This window comes from Flavobacterium sp. I3-2, from assembly GCF_013389595.1.
Lineage (GTDB): Bacteria > Bacteroidota > Bacteroidia > Flavobacteriales > Flavobacteriaceae > Flavobacterium.
On the sequence record NZ_CP058306.1, the window covers coordinates 2601619 to 2620338 of the forward strand.

An 18720-nucleotide genomic window follows, 5' to 3' on the forward strand; every position below is an offset into this window, starting at 1 on the left:
TAACGTTGCTAATATACCGAGATATTTATAAATAGTTATTAAATTATTTCATAAATATTACAATAAAAATTGAATTTATAAAAAAAAGAAGCAACCGTGGTCACTTCTTTAGTAAATCTATTTTATATAGAAAAATTCGCAATCAGATTTGATTTTCTTGGCTTTATTTTCAGCTTCTTGAGCTCTAATTTCAACTCTTCTGATTTTTCCACTAATTGTCTTTGGAAGCTCAGTTACGAATTCTATGATTCTTGGGATTTTATATGGAGCTAAATGTATTCTTGAATAATCAAATAGTTCTTTTGCTAAAATTTCATTTGGGACATGATTTTCATTCAAAATAATAAAAGCCTTAACTTCATAACCTTTGATAGGATGTGGTGAACCAACAACAGCAGATTCTAAAACAGCATCATGTTCTAGTAAAACACTTTCAACTTCAAATGGTCCAATTCTGTAATCAGATGCTTTTATAACATCATCATCTCGACCAATAAACCAAATATAACCATCAGCATCTCTGTAAGCCTTGTCTCCTGTATAATACAATCCATTTCTGAAAACTTGTGCTTGTTTTACTTTATCAAATAAATAACCCTTGAAAATTCCATTTACAGAATTTTCATCCATTCGAATACAAATATTTCCTTCTTCATTATCGGCTAAAATGGTTCCATTTTCGTCTGCAATGACTACATCATACATGAATAATGGTTTTCCCATCGAACCAAATTTTACTTTTGTTGTAGGTAAGTTTCCAACCAAGCAAGTGCTTTCTGTTTGTCCAAATCCATCTCGAATTAGAATTCCTGTACCGTTTTTCCATTCTTCAATTATTTCAGGATTCAATGGTTCACCAGCTGCTACACATTGTTTTAGGCTAAAATTATATGATTTAATATCTTCTTGAATGAACAAACGCAAAACGGTTGGCGGAGCACACAATGTCGAAATTTTATGTTTTTCGATTAAGGACAAAGTTCGTTTCGCATTGAAACGTTCGTAGGTGTGATGCGTGAAAATTGCAGCTCCAACATTCCAAGGCGCAAAAAAGCTACTCCAAGCAAACTTAGCCCAACCAGGTTGCGAAATATTATAATGAATATCATCTTCTGTCAATCCAATCCAAGTAGCCGTTGTTAAATGTCCAACCGGATGAGAAAAATGGGTGTGACAAACTATTTTAGGCATTCCTGTTGTTCCAGATGTAAAAAACATAAACAAGGTATCATCTGACTTTGTTTTTGCAGCCGAAGCCATTTTACTTTCTTTTTCAATATCTTCTAAAGAAAACCATCCATCGCGTTTGCCATCACAAATGATTTTAATGTCTATTTGTTTTCCAGAAATTTTTTCTGCATCATCTGTTTTTTCAGCATTTTCTGCATCAGCAATTACAACTTTAGGTAATGTTTTTTCGAAACGAAAAGCTAAATCGCCAGAACCCATAATAGTTGCAGTCGGAATTAATTCAAAACCACCTTTAATAGTTGTAAGAATAGTTTGCCAACTACAAGGCTGAAGCATCATTTGAGCTAAAATAATGTCATGTTGCTTTACTCCTTTATTTCTTAAAAAATTCAAAAGTTGATTAGACATTTCAGACATCGTTTTAAAAGAATACGCAATTGTTTCTTCTCCATCCGTCCAAAGTAATGCCGTCTTATCAGGACGTTCAGAAACTTGTATTCCTTCAAAAATTTCTTCTACCCAATTGAAATACTCTGGTTTTTCAATTTTGATATTTTGTAAATCGTCATAAGTGTTTTCAGAAATGATTTTACTCACTTTCTTAAAAATTTCCTTCATAATTAATTGTTGGTTTTTTATTATGTTTTAATCGTTTTTTGTGTTTTCATAAATTTAGAAGAAAAAAATAAATATAGATTAGATTTATATTTATTTTAATGAATTATTTTTGATTATTAGGATAAATATCAATTTCATTGCGATGTTTTCATTAAATTTGCCTAAATCAATTTTTTAATATGAAAAAAATATATTGTTTTTGGATTTTTGTGTTGAGTTGTATCTTTTTTATAGGGTGTCATTCAACTAAAAACTATGATTTAAAAAAAGATAAAATTGAAAAGGTGTCCAAGAATAACGATTCTAATGCTTATTTCAAGATTATTGGAACAGAACCTTTTTGGAACATCGAAATTTCTGAAGAGAAGATTTCATATTCGCAGATTGACGGCGTAAAGATTGAATTTCCTTATAATTTACCTTTGATTGACAAATTTGCTGAAACTAAAATTTATAAAACAGTAAACGGTAATGGTTCAATTTTAATTAAATTAACCAAAGGTTCTTGCTCTGATGGAATGTCAGATAAAATTTATGAATACAATGCAGAGGTTGAAATCATACAATTTAAAAAAACTACTAAACATAAAGGTTGTGGATATTTTGTTGCAAATGAGTTATTATCTGGAACGTGGTTTTTGAGTCAAATCAAATCCAAAAAGATTTCGAATAATCAAATTTCAGTTGTACCATTTATTGAATTTGATTTAGAAAATAATCGAGTTTCAGGAAATGCAAGTTGCAATGGTTTTAGTAGTTCTTTTATTTTAAAAAACGATAAAATTTCTTTTAAAGAAATTCTATTAACCAGAATGTTTTGTGAGGATTTGACGCTCGAAAAAAACTTTATAGAATCATTAAATGAAATAAATAGCTATAAAGTTGATGGCGATGAATTAAAATTTTATAAAGAAGGATTTTTGGAAATGGTTTTTGAAAAAAAATAGAGTAATCAACTTTGTATAAATTTTCATTACAAGTAATTTTTAAAAAAGTGTATCATCATTTTCTTCTTCTAATTTGAAATTGTAACAATCTCCATAATTTACAGTTTTTTGAATTTTGCCTTTTTCATTGTAATAAATCCAAGTTCCACAACGAAATTCTCCGCTTTCAGTGTACGATTTCATTTTTGAAATGAATTTAACTTTACCATTTTTATAAAAGTTTTGAGTAGTCAAGATAGAAAATACATCATTATAACTTGTGCCAGATTTTGGATAAAGATTTTCCCAATTTTTCTCTTCCAATTTATTTTCTTGTGAATCATAAATAACCGAAAATATAGGAAACAAACCGCCGTAAAGATATTTTAAAACCCAGTATTCCTTTAGTTTCCCAGCTGAATCATAGAGCGATTGAATTTGACCGTCATCTGTAAACTTGATTATTTCATACGAATTTTCATTCTTATTAAAAATCTTTTTACCGATAATCTCTTCATTGTTTCCTTCTAAAAAATCAGATGTTGTACGCCATAAAAAATAAGTTTCTGAAAGAAGCATATTTTTTTGAGTTTCTTTTAATTTTCCAATTTGAACATAATTTCCGAATTCATCTTTGATAAGTTCAGGAATTGAATCAAATGAAATTAAATAAGCAAAATTTTTTTCTTTTGTATTTTGATTGAAATCTTGAAAATGGATCAAGTCTTTTTTCATATTAATATTGAAAACTTCCCGTTTTATTTTTCCATCGGAATCGTAATAACGGTAACTAATTTCGGTGGTTTTAGGATTTAAATACTGTGTGTACATCAAACGATTATCTCGATACATTTCGACAGAATCTTTATCGTAAAATCTTTTTTTATCTGATGAATTTAATAATGAATCTCTAAAAACAATTCGATTCATGATCCATCTTGAATTTTCTTCTGTTATAAAATTTGAAAACATTTCTTTTTCACCATGTTGTATCCAAACTGTTTTTATGGTGTCGGTTTGATAGCCTTTTTTTGTGAGAATTAAATCACAAAAAAAATCTCCAGATTTTTTTAATTTAAAGAATCCTGAACTATCAGTAAAAGTTTTCGATCCGGAAGATTCGCATGCTCTTATTAGAACTCCAGTTAAAGGCTTACCATTTTCATCGTATATGAAGCCAGAATAATTATCTTTTAATTTAGAACATTGATTTGAAATCAGAATTAGAACTAATAAAAAAATATTTTTTAAATGTATTTTATTCATGTTTTATCATATTTAAGTCAAATGATAATTATGTAAATTATAATTTTTTTTGTTAATTAATTAATACATATAAATCTAATAAAGTTTTTTTTAAAAATTAATATGGGTGCATTCTTAAAAAAAACTGCCTTACAAATAAATTGAAGGCAGTTTAGTTATATTACTTTTAATCGTTTTGAAGTAACCATTTAGTTCGTCATTACTATCATTTTTTCGTTTTTTGAGTAACCTAAATGCGCGCCAAGTTGACCAAGTAATTTTGCTACAATTAAATGAGAATGTAATTCTTTCAGTAATTTACTTGATTCTTCTTGTGTTTTTAAATCTTATAAAAGTCCTTGCTCTTAACATTATATCCAACTTTTTTTTTGTTTACATAGGCTGGATATGCAAACATAAATTCCAGTTTAAGTTAAGTTACATTTTTGTATAAATTAACCCGTTGGGAGTAATTATTTCTAATACAATAAACGGATTAGATGTTAGTCAATGTATTTAAATTCAGTATATTGAATTTGATTTACAAACCGATATCTATATTAAATATATTAAAAAATTATTTTAAAGTTTTAGAAGTTATAAGTTCTTTGGATTGTAAATTAGAGTATAAATCGAATGTTGGTAGAAAACAAAAAAGTTTGATTTATAAGTTATTGCATTTAGTTTAACTGTCGAATTTATGTCAATTGACAGCAATAATTCTTTATTTAAAGAAATTAATAAAGAACAAATATCTAATTTAATTGAGCGAAGTCAGTTCAATAAGCGAAGAAGAAAATTGTTTTTCTTTTTAGAAGAAATCAGAACAAAAATAGCATCTCATTTTTAGAATTTGAAAATTATTTCATCGTGGATAGAATACCGTTGGAGATGTGCAAATTTTCACTTCATAGAAGAATTAAAATCTGTAAAAATGAGTTTGAAACAGCTCCTTCAAAAGGGTTTTGTACTTCTCAAAACAATTGGTTTTACGGGTAGAAATTACATGGGGTCTGTTCTATAAATGGAATTTTTCATTTATTAGATATTACAAAACCAGAAGTTCAAGATGTTCATTTTTTGAAAAATATAAAAAAACAAACCAGCTCAAAGTGTTGTTGAACGATACATTCAATTAGAAGGATGTAAATATGTTGATCAAATCATACCTTACGCTATCGAACAAGATTTAGAAGACATCTTAAAGGCTTTTAAAATTGATGTTCGAATTTTAGGCGAAGAATATCAAGATAAGAATTTTACTGGTAGAACATATTGCAAAGAAAAAGGTATTGAATTATTTTATAATACGAGAGACCGTCATTATTCTTCAACTAGATTAAGAACGAAAGCAGCTGAATTTGAAAAATTAAAAAGAGTTATTTAATTAATGAAAAAAATACTTGTTACAGGAGGTTTAGGCTATATTGGATCACACGTTGTTGTCGTTTTGCAAGAAGCAGGATTTGATGTGACAATTATTGATGATTTTTCAAACTCTTCTATAAAAGTTTTAGAGAATATTTTTTTGATTACAGGGATAAAACCAAGTTTTTTTGAAATTGATTTAAAAGATAAAGTAAAAGTTGATACCTTTTTTAAGGATAATAAAATCGACGGAATCATTCATTTTGCTGCTTATAAAGCCGTTGGTGAATCGGTGCAAAAACCTCTAGATTATTATCGTAATAACTTAGAAGGATTATTAAATGTGCTTGAATCAATGGAACAATTCCAAATTGATAATTTCATTTTTTCGTCATCTTGTTCGGTTTATGGACAAGCAAATCAAATGCCAATTAATGAAAAAACACCTTTGAAACGTGCAGAATCACCTTATGGTAAAACCAAAGCTATGGGAGAAGAAATCATTTCTGATTTTACCAAAGCGATGAATAAAAATGCGATTTCGTTACGATATTTTAATCCAGTGGATTCTCACAAAAGCTATTTGTTAGGAGATAAATCAAACGGGATTCCAAATAATTTGTTGCCTTATATCACACAAACGGCTTCAGGTTTACAAGAACAGAAATGATTATGAAACCAAAGACGGGACTGTAATTAGAGATTATGTCGATGTTAATGATATTACAGATGCTCATGTATTAGCACTTCAGTATTTATTACATAAAAAAAATAAAGATAAATTAGAATTTTTTAATTTAGGTTCAGGTACAGGGTCAACAGTATTAGAAATAATTGAAGCATTTGAAAGAGCAAATAATTTAAAAATACCGTATACAATTTCAAACCGACGAGGAGGTGATATTCAAGAAGCTTATGCGGATTTTTCAAAAGCAAAAGAAAAACTTCATTGGCAACCAAAAACGTCATTAGAAATTTCGATGAAAACCGCATGGGAATTTGAAAAGAAATTAAAAGAAAATGAATTCAAAATACCTAATCATTAAAGAATTATTTGATTTACTATTAAGTTAGTAAGTACAATCGAAATTGAGAATTGGTCAGTTTATAACAAAACACTTAAAACATAAATCACATTCTAAATGAACAAAATATTCTTAGTTCCTCACATTTACACTCTTTAAATTTAGCTTTGGAAAATTTTTTGAAACATAATTATATTTTAATTGATGATCTTCAGTGTTTTAAAATACTATTAAAAGATTTAGAAAACCATAAATAATAAAAGTGCTTATAGATCTAAGCACTTTTATTATTTATATAAGTTTTAACAAGGCTTATTTTTGTTTTTGAAAATAAGTATCTAATTTGTTATAAAATTATATTGATGGCTTAAATGTAGTCAAAGAAATAGAAAATTTAAAAAGTAATATTTTGAAGATTTGAAAATTAGAATTTAATATGTTTTAAAATTTTAATTTATGTAAAAATTTTATAAAAAAATCATTCAATTTACAATTATAAATTTCCACTAATTAAATCTTGGTTATTATAGGTGGTTAAAAAATTGTAATTTATATTTGAAGATTAGAATTTGACTTGAAAGTTTAGTTCAATTATTATTCTTTATTCATATGGTTTCAAAAACTAAAAAGAAGATTACTAAAAGGTTATGAAAAAAATAAATAAAATTACATGTATTGGAGCTGGTTACGTTGGTGGACCAACCATGGCAGTAATCGCACAAAAAAATCCGAATATAGAAATTACTGTTGTAGATTTAAATGCTGACCGAATTGCAGCTTGGAATAATTCAGATTTATCTAAACTACCAATTTATGAACCAGGTCTTGATAAAATAGTAGGAGAAGCAAGAGGAAGAAATTTATTTTTTTCAACGGATATCGAAACTGCAATTGATCAAGCTGATATGATTTTTATTTCGGTAAATACACCTACAAAAACATATGGAAAAGGAAAAGGTCAAGCTGCAGATTTAAAATTTATTGAGTTATGTGCGCGTCAAATTGCTAAAGTAGCTACAACTGATAAAATTGTTGTAGAAAAATCTACGTTACCTGTACGTACAGCCGAAGCTCTAAAAAGTATTCTTGACAACACAGGTAATCATGTTAATTTTGATATTTTGTCGAATCCTGAATTTCTTGCTGAAGGTACAGCAGTTGCAGATTTACAAAATCCAGACCGTGTTTTGATAGGAGGAGAAAATGAAGAAGCAATTCAAGCATTAGTTGAAATTTACGCCTCTTGGGTGCCTTCAGAAAAAATAATAACTACAAATCTTTGGTCATCCGAACTTTCTAAACTAGTTGCTAATGCATTTTTAGCACAACGAGTTTCGAGTATTAATGCCATTTCAGAATTATGTGAAGTGACAGGAGCTGATGTTTCTGAAGTTGCACATGCAATCGGAATGGATTCGCGTATTGGTTCCAAGTTTTTAAAAGCTTCAGTAGGTTTTGGTGGTTCTTGTTTTCAGAAAGATATTTTAAATTTAGTTTATATTGCCAAATCTTATGGATTACAAGAAGTAGCAGATTATTGGGAACAAGTCATTATAATGAATGACCATCAAAAAATCCGATTTGCAGATTATATTATCAAAACATTATACAACACTGTTAATGGTAAAAACATCGCTTTTTTAGGCTGGGCATTTAAAAAAGATACTAACGATACGCGTGAGTCTGCTGCGATTTATGTAGCAGATCATTTGTTAGATGAACAAGCAACGATTACAGTTTATGACCCTAAAGTTTCGGTATCACAGATTTATGCCGACTTAGATGCGTTGGGAACTCGTACAGCAGAAGAGAATAGAAGATTGGTTCGTGTGATTAATGATCCATATTTAGCTTGTCAAGATGCTCATGCCATTGCTGTTTTAACAGAATGGGACGAATTTAAAACATACGATTGGAAGCAAATTTATGAGAATATGTATAAACCTGCTTTTGTATTTGACGGTCGTAAATTGTTAGATGAAAAAAAGTTCAATGAAGTTGGTTTTCAATTTTACAGCATCGGTCAATAAGATATAAAAAAATGAAAACAATTATTATAACAGGTGGAGCAGGATTTATAGGATCACATGTCGTTCGAGAGTTTGTGTTGAAATATCCCGATTATAAAATTATAAATCTCGATGCATTGACTTATGCCGGAAATCTTGAAAATTTAAAAGACATTGAAACTTTACCAAATTATCAATTTATTAAAGCCGATATTGTTGATGCAAAATTGATGTTAGATATTTTTGAAAACTATCAACCAGATGGTGTAATTCATCTTGCAGCAGAATCACATGTAGATCGTTCAATAAGCAATCCACTTGATTTTGTGATGACCAATGTTATTGGGACAGTTAATTTATTAAACGCTGCAAAACATATTTGGAAAGATGATTACACAGGAAAACGTTTTCATCATGTTTCAACTGATGAAGTTTATGGTACATTAGGAAACGAAGGTTTTTTTACAGAAAACACGGCATATGATCCGCATTCACCGTATTCGGCATCCAAAGCCTCTTCAGATCATTTTGTTCGTGCTTATCAAGATACATACGAAATGCCAATTGTATTAACCAATTGTTCTAATAATTATGGGCCTAATCATTTTCCAGAAAAATTGATTCCATTGTGTATTCATAATATTTTAAATAAGAAATCACTTCCAATTTATGGAGACGGAAAATTTACTAGAGACTGGTTGTATGTAAAAGATCATGCAAAAGCAATTGATTTGGTTTTTCATGAAGGAAAAGATGGAAATTCTTATAATGTTGGAGGATTTAATGAATGGAAGAACATCGATTTGGTTAAAGAACTTTGTAAGCAAATGGATGAAAAACTAAATAATCCAGTTGGAACTTCAGAACAATTAATCACTTTTGTCAAAGATCGACCAGGACACGATTTGCGTTACGCAATTGATGCTACTAAAATAAATCAAGAATTAGATTGGAAACCTTCAGTTACTTTTGAAGAAGGGTTATCAAAAACAATCGATTGGTTTTTAGAAAATAAAGAATGGTTAGAAAATGTCACTTCAGGTGATTATCAAAATTATTACGAAAAGCAATATAAATAGTTGAAAAGTAGTGCTTTTTAAGGTTAAAAAGTTATAAGACTTTAAAATTATATCGTAGAATTTCTTTTTCTCTATTTCCAAAATACAAAAAATATGAACGCAAAAGAAACCAAATTAAAAGGTTGTTATATATTAGAGCCCAATGTTTTAAAAGATGAACGCGGATATTTCTTTGAATCCTATAACGAAAATAAGTTAGCTGAAATAATTGGTTTCAGACCTAATTTCGTTCAAGATAATGAATCAAAATCAAGTTATGGAGTTATTCGTGGTTTACATATGCAAACTGGAGAATTTGCTCAAGCCAAGTTAGTTCGTGTCCTAGAAGGAAAAGTAATTGATGTTGCTGTAGATGTACGTAAAGGATCAGCAACCTTTGGACAACATATTGCTATTGAGTTGTCTGCAGAAAATAAACGACAACTGTTTATTCCAAGAGGTTTTTTACATGGATTTTCTGTAATATCCGATGCAGCTACTTTTTTTTATAAATGTGATAATTTTTATAATAAAGAATCCGAAGCAGGAATTTTATATAATTCACCTGAATTAAACATCGATTGGCAAATTGAATCAGGAAAAGAAATTATTTCCGAAAAAGATCTAAAGCTTCCGAGTTTTGATTCTATTTCTAGGTCCTAAAAAAGGCAAACAGTTAGATTCACAAATTAGCAAATCCACCAAAAAATGAAAGTACTAATAACAGGTTCAAGCGGACAGTTAGGTCAATGTATAAAAGAAATTTCCTTGAATGAAACAGATTTAGAGTTTGTATTTGTTTCAAGAAATGAATTAGATATAACGAAACAGTCAGATGTAAAAATATTTTTTGATAAGAATAAATTTGATTTTGTAATCAACTGTGCTGCTTATACTGCTGTTGATAAAGCAGAATCTGATATTGAAAATGCACGATTAGTAAATGTCTTAGCTACAAAATATTTGGCTCAAGCAACTGCGAAACAAAACATTCCATTTATTCATATTTCTACAGATTACGTCTTTGATGGTACAATTTCAAAGCCTCGAACAGAAATTGATGAGGTGAATCCAATTAATGTTTACGGTGAAACTAAATTAGAAGGCGAGGAGCTTGCTTTGGAAATAAATCCCCAAACAATTATTATTAGAACATCTTGGGTTTATTCAAAATATGGAAACAATTTTGTAAAAACCATGTTACGATTATTTCAAGAAAAAGACGAAATAAACGTTATTAATGATCAAATAGGTTCACCAACCCTTGCAATTGATTTAGCTGAAGCTTTAATTAAAATCATAACTAGTAAAAAACTAAGTTTTGGAATCTTCAATTATTCCAATGAAGGTTCATGTTCTTGGTTTGAATTCGCTTCAAAAATCAAAGAATATTCGGATTCAAAAATTAGAATCCACCCCATTTCAACAAATGCTTATCCAACACCTGCAAAGAGGCCAAATTTTTCTTTATTGGATAAAACAAAAATTAAATCTGCCTACGAAATTGAAATACCAAAATGGGACGATAGTTTAAGAATAATGTTGAATAGTTTCAAAATGTAGTAATTTATAATTATAAATAGTGAATATGCAAACAAAAATTCCAATATAAGTTAGTATATTCAGGTTTTTATTTTTAATAAAAATTATCTTTTTTGGTAATTAAATGGTATTTATGTAAATAAATAATTAATTTTTTTTTGTATTTAAATTTATATTACTAAATTAGTTCTATTAATTTTAAAAAAATTTAAGTTTATGAAAAAAATTTTATTGACTGCTGTTCTAGTAGGTAGTTTGATTGCATGTGATAAAAAAGCTGAAACAGCTGATGCTCCAGCTCCAGAAACAACGACTGAAACTCCAACACCAGAAACTCAAGCTCCAGTAGAAACTCCAGCTAATACTAATGCTGTTAAATTCAGTAACCCTGAAGTTCAGAAAGTAGCTGATGAGTATGCAACTTTTGTAAAAGAGTATGTTGAAGCTTATAAAGCTGGTGATGCAACTAAAATTCAAGATTTAGTTAAAAAACAGCAAGAGTGGGCGACTAAATTGACAACTGCAGCAACTTCTATGACACCTGATGATGCTAAAGCTTGGGGTGAATATATGCAGAAACTTTCTGAAGAAATGACTGCTGCTGCTATGCCTGCTAAATAAAAAAACGAAATTTAAATTTCAAGGAAAGGAGACAACTCCTTTCCTTTTTTTTTAATTGAAAATTAAAATTCGTTAACATAATCGATTATGAATATGATGTAGATTTTTTTAATTTTGTAAAAAACAATCTTAGTGAAAATATATTTTTTAGGAACAGGTACATCTCAAGGTATTCCAGTAATTGCAAACAATTCTCCTGTTTGTTTAAGTACAGATTTTAAAGATAAAAGATTGCGAACTTCTATTTTTGTTGAATGGGATAATTCAATTTTTCAAATAGATTGTGGTCCTGATTTTAGGCAACAAATGTTAGTTTCAAAATGCCCAAAAATAGATGCTATTTTGTTTACACACGAACACGCAGATCACACTGCTGGTTTTGATGACATTAGACCATTTTGCTTTTTACAAAAAAAAGCAATACCTATTTATGCTCAACAACGTGTAATTAATGAATTAAAAAAGCGTTTTGAATATGTTTTTGAAACTGAAAATAGATATCCTGGCGCACCTTCAGTCGAAGTAAATGTTATTGATGAACATAATTCTTTCAAAGTTCAAGGTAAAATAATTACTCCTATTTCTGTTTTACATGGCGACTTACCAATTCTTGGTTATCGATTTGATAAATTTGCATATTTAACAGATGTAAAATATATTACAGATGAGAATTTAATTAAACTACAAAACCTTGAAGTTTTAGTACTTAATGCGTTAAGAATTACAGAACATCCAACTCATAATAATCTCGAAGAAGCTTTAGAATTTATCAAAATTATAAAACCTAAAAAAGCTTTTTTGACTCACATTGGATTTCAATTAGGTTTTCACGAAGAAGTTCAAAAAAGTTTACCAAAAAACGTATATTTGGCATATGATAATTTACAATTAACAATTTAAAATGAGACAACTATATTTGTACCTTTTCATCTTTTCATTACTTATTAATGTTTTTCAATATGTAAACGATTCTAAAGTTTTAGAAGGAAAAGACAAAGAAATTGAAAAAGCAAAAACACTAAACGATTCATTAAAGATTTATAAAAACATGTTCAAAGAAGCAAGTTATTTTTCTATTGATGAAAATAAAAATGCTCAAAAGAAATTCGGTGATTATAGCTATGAAGATGTTATGAAAAAAGTATTATTGGATTTAACAACTTTAAATACTCAAGAAGGAGGAAATCCATTATTGCCTACAGCTACAGACGGAAGTAAAACTTTGATTAGAAAAGCAAGTGTTTTAAATCATCAATGGATTATTCTAGATTATTCAAATGATTCAGAGGTAGGAGAAATGTTGATTGAATATACATTTGATCCTAATGAGTTTACAACTTTTAAAGTTATAGAAAATACAAAATACTAATAAATTCTTTCTTGATATTGCTTTTATAATTTGAATAGAGGAAAGAGTTTTTGTTTATGTTATAAGAAAATAGAACCATATTCAGGTTCTATTTTTTTATATTTTTTATTCTTCAATTATAAAACGCTTGAAGTCAAAGAAGTTTTGAGGAGCTACACCATGGCCAACATTATATTCATGATACTCATGTTTAATATTTAAAAGTTTTAATACTTCAGGATTTTTTCTAGCCCATTCAATCGGAATAACTTGATCAACGCTTCCGTGAGAAACGAAAAATTTTAATTCAGAATGATCATTATTCTCGTATCCTTCTTTTATAATATTTGGATTAAAATAACCACTTAAGGCAACAACTTTATTAATTTTTGCTGGATAAGATAGAGCTACAGCATAACTCAAAATGGCACCTTGACTAAATCCAATCAAATTTATATTCTTAGAGTCTATTGGATAGTTTTCTAATAATTCATCTATAAATGAAACAATTAAATCTCTAGATTCAATTGCTTGTTCATCATTAGAAAATTTATTCATGTTAGCATCAAAATCAATGGCGTACCACGCATTTCCATAAGGCGGAAGAGGGTAGGGAGCACGAGCAGATATGATGTAATAATTTTCGGGTAATTCAGATGCAAAAGAAAATAAATCTTCTTCATTACTTCCGTAACCATGTAAAAGTAGAAGTAAGGGATTTTTATCTAAAATTACTTTTGGTTCTTTAATTAAATATTCTAGAGATAAAGACATAATTTATTTTTTACGACTAAACATTTTTTGAAAAACAGGTCCAATTATTGGTAATAAATTGTATTTATTAGTTATTGCTCCCATAAAACTGTAAAGCCATATAATGAAAATAAATAAATAAAAAGCATACATAGCTGAAGCGTATTGTACAAAACCCATCAAGGCACCAATTAATAAGAAAATGATGGTAATTCCAAAATTTTGACGAATATAAAATGAGCCAAATGGATCTTTCTGTTCTTCGTTAATAAAAAGTGCAATTATTGGACCTAAAAAAAATAGGTGAGAAACGATTGCAGCAAGTTTTCCGTCTTGATGAATTTTCATTTATTCTTTTATATTTAAAATTCCGTTGTTATAAATTCCATAAACCGAACCTCTCATTTTTTGATTTAAGAAAGCTGAATTTTGAGATTTTGATAGTATGTTTTCTTTCTTAAAAACTGTATTACCTTCAGGGTTAAAAAGTGAAAAACATGCTTTTTGATTTATATCAATCGTTGGATTTTCTATCTCAAAAATTGATTTTGTTGCATTTAATTTTTCAACGACAACTTCTAGAGGTAGAACATTTGACAAAGCTCCGAAAGCAGATTCTAAACCAATAGTTCCGTCTTTAGCCATATCAAATTCCATTTTTTTATGTTCGATATCTAATGGATGATGATCAGATGTAATACAATCTATAGTTCCGTCTAAAACGCCATTAATTAATGCTTGTCTGTGTTCTTCAGTTCTAATCGGAGGATTTACTTTATAACGTGTATCAAAATCAGTTAAAACCTCATCAGTTAAAACTAAATTGTGAACCGCAACACTACAAGTAACTTGTAAACCTTTGGCTTTTGCTTCTCTTATTAAATCAACAGATTTAGCAGTGCTTATTGTAGGAATATGCATTTTACCGCCTGTATATTCTAATAAGAAAAGATTTCTTGCTAAAACCACTTCTTCAGCTAAGGCAGGAATTCCTTTTAAACCTAATTTAGTAGAAGTGATACCTTCGTGCACAACGCCTTTTCCTTTTATTGTTGCATCACTACTAAAAGCTAAAATCAACGCATTAAAATCTTGACTATATTGTAAAGCAATTTTTAATAAATTGGCGTTGTCAATAGATTTTTTATAATCGCCAAATGCAATTGCTCCAGCGTTTTTCATATCAAACATTTCAGCAATATCTTTACCTTCTTGTTGTTTTGTTAAAGCTCCTATCGGATTTAATGTTGTTGCTTTACCAAATGCTTTAGATCTAACAAATGAAACTATCGTTTGGTTATCAATAACCGGATTTGTATTAGGTTGCAATGCAATGTTTGTAAAGCCACTTTTTGCAGCAACTTCTAGACCATTGTTTATCGTTTCTCTTTCTTCAAAACCAGGTTCTCCTAAAGCAACAGAACTATCCATCCAACCTTTTGAAATATGTAAATTATCTAAAATTAAATTTTTAATATTATTATCTGTGATAGTGGAATCAATTTCAGTAATAATATTATTTAGAATTTTAATGTCAACTTTTTGATTATGAAAAGGACTTGAAGGGTCAATAACAATTGCATTTTTTATTAGTAAATCCATTGATATGATTAGAGTTTATGTTGTGTATATTATGATTACAAAATTACATTTTATTCTTTAAAAGACAAGGATGTGAACTTTAAGAATAAAAAAAATAATACCTAAAAAGATATTATTTTTTCTCAATATTATAAACTTGAAAACATTCGTTCAAGGCGTTAAAAATTTGATAATCCGAAGCTGTGTAAATAAAACGCTCTGTATGATTGCAATTTTGAAGTACTTTTACGATGTCGTCTTTAGGAATATTTAATAAAGCAGAAACCGTTTCACGATCAAATTTGGTTTTCATCATTTCAATTAATTCGGATTCTTGTTTTAATTTTTCAATTTTTTTAGAATTAACTGAGTTCTTTTTGAATGAATTATAAATGGCATCAACAGGATTTAATTTAGGTGTGAAAGTTGTTGAAAATTCAGCAGGTTTGAATTGTTTGTAATAGTAATAATCATTTAATTCAATAAGTTTAGTATCAACCTGAAGAAAACCAGTTAGTTTTAATGTACTAATGTACATTTCGTCTAAAGTTGTTGAATTATCTTTTATATAAACTGTCATTGAAGCGTTTTTCAACCAATCATTTGTAACTTTTAATTTTAAAGACCGATAACCTTCAGAAGAGAAGTGTAGTGAATCATTCAAATTAGCTTCAATCTCAAAATATCCATTTTGATCAGATTTAGAAACTTTTAATGAGTTCAAATTGATAATGTTTATTCCTTGTTCGGAATATTTGGTTAATTCGTTAATGATATTTCCTTTTACAACTTGTTTTTGAGCTGATGCTGAAAGAGTTGCAACTAAAAAAAATAAAACTGTAAAATATCTCATAAATGCTTTTAAAGAGTTACTCAAAAGTAATAGATATTTTACAGTTTTATATGTAATTATTAAATAATTAACAATTAATCATTTTTAGTTCTTCTTGGACGATCTCCACGAGTTGAACTTCTTTCATTTCTAGCTGGACGTTCTTTGTCAAAAGAGCGATTTGAAAAACTTCTGTCTGAAGATCTTCTTTCTCTTCCACCTTCACGATCACCTGAGAATGAACGTCTTCTTTCGCCTCCGAAACCTCCTGATGAACGACCACCTCTGTTGTTGTGATCTCTTCTTGAGCTTCTTCCGCCACCTTCATTTGTTGAAATTTCAACATTTACACGACGTCCTTCATGGTTGATGTTGTTTAAAACTTCCATTACTTTTTCTGCGTGAACAGAATCAGTATTAAAGAAAGAGAATCCTTCTTTTACGTCAACTTTAAATAAATCATCACGACCTAAATCTAAAGTTTCACGTAAGAAATCTTTCAAGCTCATCCAGTCAAAATTATCTCTTGCTCCAAGGTTTAAGAAATAACGAGTCGTTCCGTCGTTTGAAATAGGAGTGCGTTCACCTCTTTCGCCACGTTCACCTCTTTGAGGTTGTAATGCGTCTTGTTTTTTGTAGTATTCAATAAAACGATTGAACTCAACAGAGAATACTTTTTTAATTAAATCTTCTTTAGAAATTTCTCCTAAAGATTCCATAATATTAGGTAAGTATTTATCAATTTCAGAATCTACCTCTACATTTTTAACTTTATTAGCTAAATGTAGTAATTGAATTTCACAGATTTCCATTCCTGTTGGAACAGGTTTTTCAATGAATTTAGTTTTGATGATTCTTTCGATTGAAGAAATCTTACGTAATTCACTTTTTGTAACAATTACAATAGATGTTCCTGTTTTTCCAGCACGACCAGTACGACCAGAACGGTGATTGTACGTTTCAATTTCATCTGGCAATTGATAATTAATTACGTGAGTAATATCATCAACGTCAATTCCACGAGCAGCAACGTCTGTTGCAACTAACATTTGAATTTGACGTCCACGGAAAGCTTTCATAACTCCGTCACGTTGTGCTTGAGATAAATCTCCGTGTAAAGCTGCTGCATTGTAACCATCTTCGATAAGTTTTTCTGCTACAGCTTGTGTGTCTCTTTTTGTTCTACAGAAAACTACCGAGAAAATATCTGGGTTCGCATCTGCTAAACGTTTTAAGGCTTGGTAACGATCACGAGCTCCTACTAAATAGAATTCGTGCGAAACGTTAACTGATCCTTGATTTTTGTGTCCTACTGTAATTTCTGTAGGTTTTGTCATGAACTCTCTTGCAATTCTAGCAACTTCTTGTGGCATTGTTGCAGAGAATAACCATGTTTTTTTGTCTTCTGGAGTATCAGATAAAATAGAAGTAATATCTTCATAGAATCCCATGTTTAACATCTCATCAGCCTCGTCTAATACACAAAACTGGATGTTTTTAATGTTTACATAGTTTCTGTTGATCATATCTTGCATACGACCTGGAGTAGCAACAATAATTTGTGCTCCACGTTTAACCTCTTTGGCTTGTTCTGTAATACTCGCCCCACCATAAACCGCTACAGTATGTAAACCTTTTACATACTTTGAATATTGCTTAATCTCATTAGTGATTTGCAAACATAATTCTCTCGTTGGAGATAAAATTAAAGCTTGAGTGCTTTTATTTTCTGCGTCAATCTTTTGAATTAAAGGAAAACCAAACGCCGCTGTTTTTCCTGTTCCCGTTTGTGCTAATGCAACAATGTCAATATCCTGATCCAATAATAGGGGAATCGCTTTTTCCTGTACCTCAGACGGATTTTCAAACCCCATGTCCTTAATCGCCATCAAAAGCGACTCATTTAATCCTAATTGTTCGAATTTATTCATATAAAATTTAAAATAGCCACAAATGTAATGCTTATAATCGATACAGAACTATTTTTTATTGAATATTTAATAAAAAATTCTTATATATCGACCCTTTTATTGCTTATTCAGAAAATCAATTAATTGTTTAACTGCTAATCCTCTATGACTTATTTTAATCTTTTCATCTAAATTCATTTCAGCAAAAGTCTTATTAAAATTATTGGCAGTAAAAATAGGATCGTAGCCAAAACCATTTGTTCCAATTTTCTCAGTTCCAATTGTACCCTCAACAATTCCAGTAAATAAATGTTGTTGATTGTTTAAATTTAAAGCAATTACGGTTTTAAAATGTGCGTTACGATTTTCAATGTTTTCTAGATTTTTTAAGACCTTGTCCATGTTGTCATTAGAATCTTTGTGTTCACCTGCATATCGAGCCGAATAAACTCCAGGTTCGTTGTTTAAAGCTTCGATTTCTAAACCTGTATCGTCGGCAAAACAAGGTAAATTGTATTTTTCGGTAACGTAATTTGCTTTTAAAATGGCATTTCCTTCGATAGTTTCTGCTGTTTCTGGAATATCTTCGTAACAACCGATGTCTTCTAAACTAACCAATTCAATCTCCTTCGGAAGTTGATTTTTTATTTCTTGAATCTTATTTTTATTGTTTGATGCAAATACAATTTTCAT

General features: G+C 29.2%; 16 protein-coding genes and 3 pseudogenes. 11 read left to right on the forward strand and 8 right to left on the reverse strand.

Annotation, left to right across the window (positions count from 1 at the left end; genetic code table 11):
• Positions 1-117: 117 nt before the first annotated feature.
• Positions 118-1809: an acyl-CoA synthetase gene (locus HW119_RS12430; RefSeq protein WP_177764860.1), complete on the reverse strand. Its 1692-nt coding sequence runs from the start codon at positions 1807-1809 to the stop codon at positions 118-120.
• Between the two features lie 179 nt (positions 1810-1988).
• Between HW119_RS12430 and HW119_RS12435 the strand changes: the two genes are divergently transcribed.
• A complete protein-coding gene (locus HW119_RS12435; RefSeq protein WP_177764862.1) occupies positions 1989-2756 on the forward strand; it encodes an META domain-containing protein in 768 nt (255 codons plus the stop codon).
• A gap of 39 nt (positions 2757-2795) precedes the next feature.
• On the opposite strand, the gene HW119_RS12440 is transcribed toward HW119_RS12435, so the two are convergent.
• Positions 2796-4001, reverse strand: a complete 1206-nt coding sequence (locus HW119_RS12440) for a carboxypeptidase-like regulatory domain-containing protein (RefSeq protein ID WP_177764864.1) — start codon at positions 3999-4001, stop codon at positions 2796-2798.
• A 536-nt stretch (positions 4002-4537) separates the two neighbouring features.
• Here HW119_RS12440 and HW119_RS12445 point away from each other — a divergent pair.
• The 10 genes and pseudogenes from HW119_RS12445 to HW119_RS12485 form a co-directional block, all read left to right on the forward strand.
• Positions 4538-5087 (forward strand): annotated as a pseudogene (locus HW119_RS12445) (IS982 family transposase); the annotation flags it as partial.
• Positions 5074-5367 (forward strand): annotated as a pseudogene (locus HW119_RS16760) (glycerol-3-phosphate cytidylyltransferase); the annotation flags it as partial. The pseudogenes HW119_RS12445 and HW119_RS16760, both read left to right, overlap by 14 nt.
• Positions 5368-5370: 3 nt before the next feature.
• Positions 5371-6262, forward strand: a pseudogene (galE, locus tag HW119_RS12450) (UDP-glucose 4-epimerase GalE); the annotation flags it as partial.
• A gap of 758 nt (positions 6263-7020) precedes the next feature.
• Positions 7021-8403 carry a nucleotide sugar dehydrogenase gene (locus HW119_RS12455; RefSeq protein ID WP_177764866.1) on the forward strand — a complete coding sequence of 461 codons (1383 nt, stop codon included), beginning with the start codon at positions 7021-7023 and terminating at the stop codon, positions 8401-8403.
• 11 nt (positions 8404-8414) lie between these two features.
• Positions 8415-9461: a dTDP-glucose 4,6-dehydratase gene (rfbB, locus tag HW119_RS12460; RefSeq protein WP_177764868.1), complete on the forward strand. Its 1047-nt coding sequence runs from the start codon at positions 8415-8417 to the stop codon at positions 9459-9461.
• Positions 9462-9554: 93 nt separating this feature from the next.
• Positions 9555-10103 (forward strand): dTDP-4-dehydrorhamnose 3,5-epimerase, encoded by a 549-nt coding sequence (gene rfbC / locus HW119_RS12465; protein ID WP_177764869.1) that lies wholly within the window; start codon positions 9555-9557, stop codon positions 10101-10103.
• Positions 10104-10148: 45 nt separating this feature from the next.
• Positions 10149-11003 (forward strand): dTDP-4-dehydrorhamnose reductase, encoded by an 855-nt coding sequence (gene rfbD, locus HW119_RS12470; protein WP_177764870.1) that lies wholly within the window; start codon positions 10149-10151, stop codon positions 11001-11003.
• A 195-nt stretch (positions 11004-11198) separates the two neighbouring features.
• Complete coding sequence (locus tag HW119_RS12475; RefSeq protein WP_177764871.1) at positions 11199-11603, forward strand: hypothetical protein; 405 nt, start codon at positions 11199-11201, stop codon at positions 11601-11603.
• A gap of 132 nt (positions 11604-11735) precedes the next feature.
• Positions 11736-12503 carry an MBL fold metallo-hydrolase gene (locus tag HW119_RS12480; protein ID WP_177764872.1) on the forward strand — a complete coding sequence of 256 codons (768 nt, stop codon included), beginning with the start codon at positions 11736-11738 and terminating at the stop codon, positions 12501-12503.
• A gap of 1 nt (position 12504) precedes the next feature.
• Complete coding sequence (locus HW119_RS12485; RefSeq protein ID WP_177764873.1) at positions 12505-12972, forward strand: hypothetical protein; 468 nt, start codon at positions 12505-12507, stop codon at positions 12970-12972.
• A gap of 105 nt (positions 12973-13077) precedes the next feature.
• Here the strand turns inward: HW119_RS12485 and HW119_RS12490 are convergent, their stop codons facing one another.
• From HW119_RS12490 to HW119_RS12515, 6 genes are all read right to left on the reverse strand, one after another.
• Positions 13078-13725, reverse strand: a complete 648-nt coding sequence (locus tag HW119_RS12490) for an alpha/beta hydrolase (protein WP_177764874.1) — start codon at positions 13723-13725, stop codon at positions 13078-13080.
• Positions 13726-13728: 3 nt separating this feature from the next.
• Complete coding sequence (locus HW119_RS12495) at positions 13729-14052, reverse strand: hypothetical protein (protein WP_177764876.1); 324 nt, start codon at positions 14050-14052, stop codon at positions 13729-13731.
• Positions 14053-15306 carry a dihydroorotase gene (locus tag HW119_RS12500; RefSeq protein WP_177764878.1) on the reverse strand — a complete coding sequence of 418 codons (1254 nt, stop codon included), beginning with the start codon at positions 15304-15306 and terminating at the stop codon, positions 14053-14055.
• A gap of 112 nt (positions 15307-15418) precedes the next feature.
• Positions 15419-16138 (reverse strand): hypothetical protein, encoded by a 720-nt coding sequence (locus tag HW119_RS12505; protein ID WP_177764880.1) that lies wholly within the window; start codon positions 16136-16138, stop codon positions 15419-15421.
• 74 nt (positions 16139-16212) lie between these two features.
• Positions 16213-18048 (reverse strand): DEAD/DEAH box helicase, encoded by a 1836-nt coding sequence (locus HW119_RS12510; protein ID WP_177764882.1) that lies wholly within the window; start codon positions 18046-18048, stop codon positions 16213-16215.
• 96 nt (positions 18049-18144) lie between these two features.
• Entirely contained in the window at positions 18145-18720 is a 576-nt protein-coding gene (locus HW119_RS12515) for a non-canonical purine NTP diphosphatase (RefSeq protein WP_177764884.1), read from the reverse strand.

Coding starts and splice junctions, on each gene's coding strand:
- HW119_RS12485 (WP_177764873.1), top strand. CDS start 12,505: ATGAGACAACTATATTTGTACCTTTTCATCTTTTCATTACTTATTAAT.
- HW119_RS12475 (WP_177764871.1), top strand. CDS start 11,199: ATGAAAAAAATTTTATTGACTGCTGTTCTAGTAGGTAGTTTGATTGCA.
- HW119_RS12435 (WP_177764862.1), top strand. CDS start 1,989: ATGAAAAAAATATATTGTTTTTGGATTTTTGTGTTGAGTTGTATCTTT.
- rfbD (WP_177764870.1), top strand. CDS start 10,149: ATGAAAGTACTAATAACAGGTTCAAGCGGACAGTTAGGTCAATGTATA.
- HW119_RS12505 (WP_177764880.1), bottom strand. CDS start 16,138: ATGAGATATTTTACAGTTTTATTTTTTTTAGTTGCAACTCTTTCAGCA.
- HW119_RS12430 (WP_177764860.1), bottom strand. CDS start 1,809: ATGAAGGAAATTTTTAAGAAAGTGAGTAAAATCATTTCTGAAAACACT.
- HW119_RS12495 (WP_177764876.1), bottom strand. CDS start 14,052: ATGAAAATTCATCAAGACGGAAAACTTGCTGCAATCGTTTCTCACCTA.
- HW119_RS12500 (WP_177764878.1), bottom strand. CDS start 15,306: ATGGATTTACTAATAAAAAATGCAATTGTTATTGACCCTTCAAGTCCT.
- rfbB (WP_177764868.1), top strand. CDS start 8,415: ATGAAAACAATTATTATAACAGGTGGAGCAGGATTTATAGGATCACAT.
- rfbC (WP_177764869.1), top strand. CDS start 9,555: ATGAACGCAAAAGAAACCAAATTAAAAGGTTGTTATATATTAGAGCCC.
- HW119_RS12510 (WP_177764882.1), bottom strand. CDS start 18,048: ATGAATAAATTCGAACAATTAGGATTAAATGAGTCGCTTTTGATGGCG.
- HW119_RS12440 (WP_177764864.1), bottom strand. CDS start 4,001: ATGAATAAAATACATTTAAAAAATATTTTTTTATTAGTTCTAATTCTG.
- HW119_RS12515 (WP_177764884.1), bottom strand. CDS start 18,720: ATGAAAATTGTATTTGCATCAAACAATAAAAATAAGATTCAAGAAATA.
- HW119_RS12490 (WP_177764874.1), bottom strand. CDS start 13,725: ATGTCTTTATCTCTAGAATATTTAATTAAAGAACCAAAAGTAATTTTA.
- HW119_RS12455 (WP_177764866.1), top strand. CDS start 7,021: ATGAAAAAAATAAATAAAATTACATGTATTGGAGCTGGTTACGTTGGT.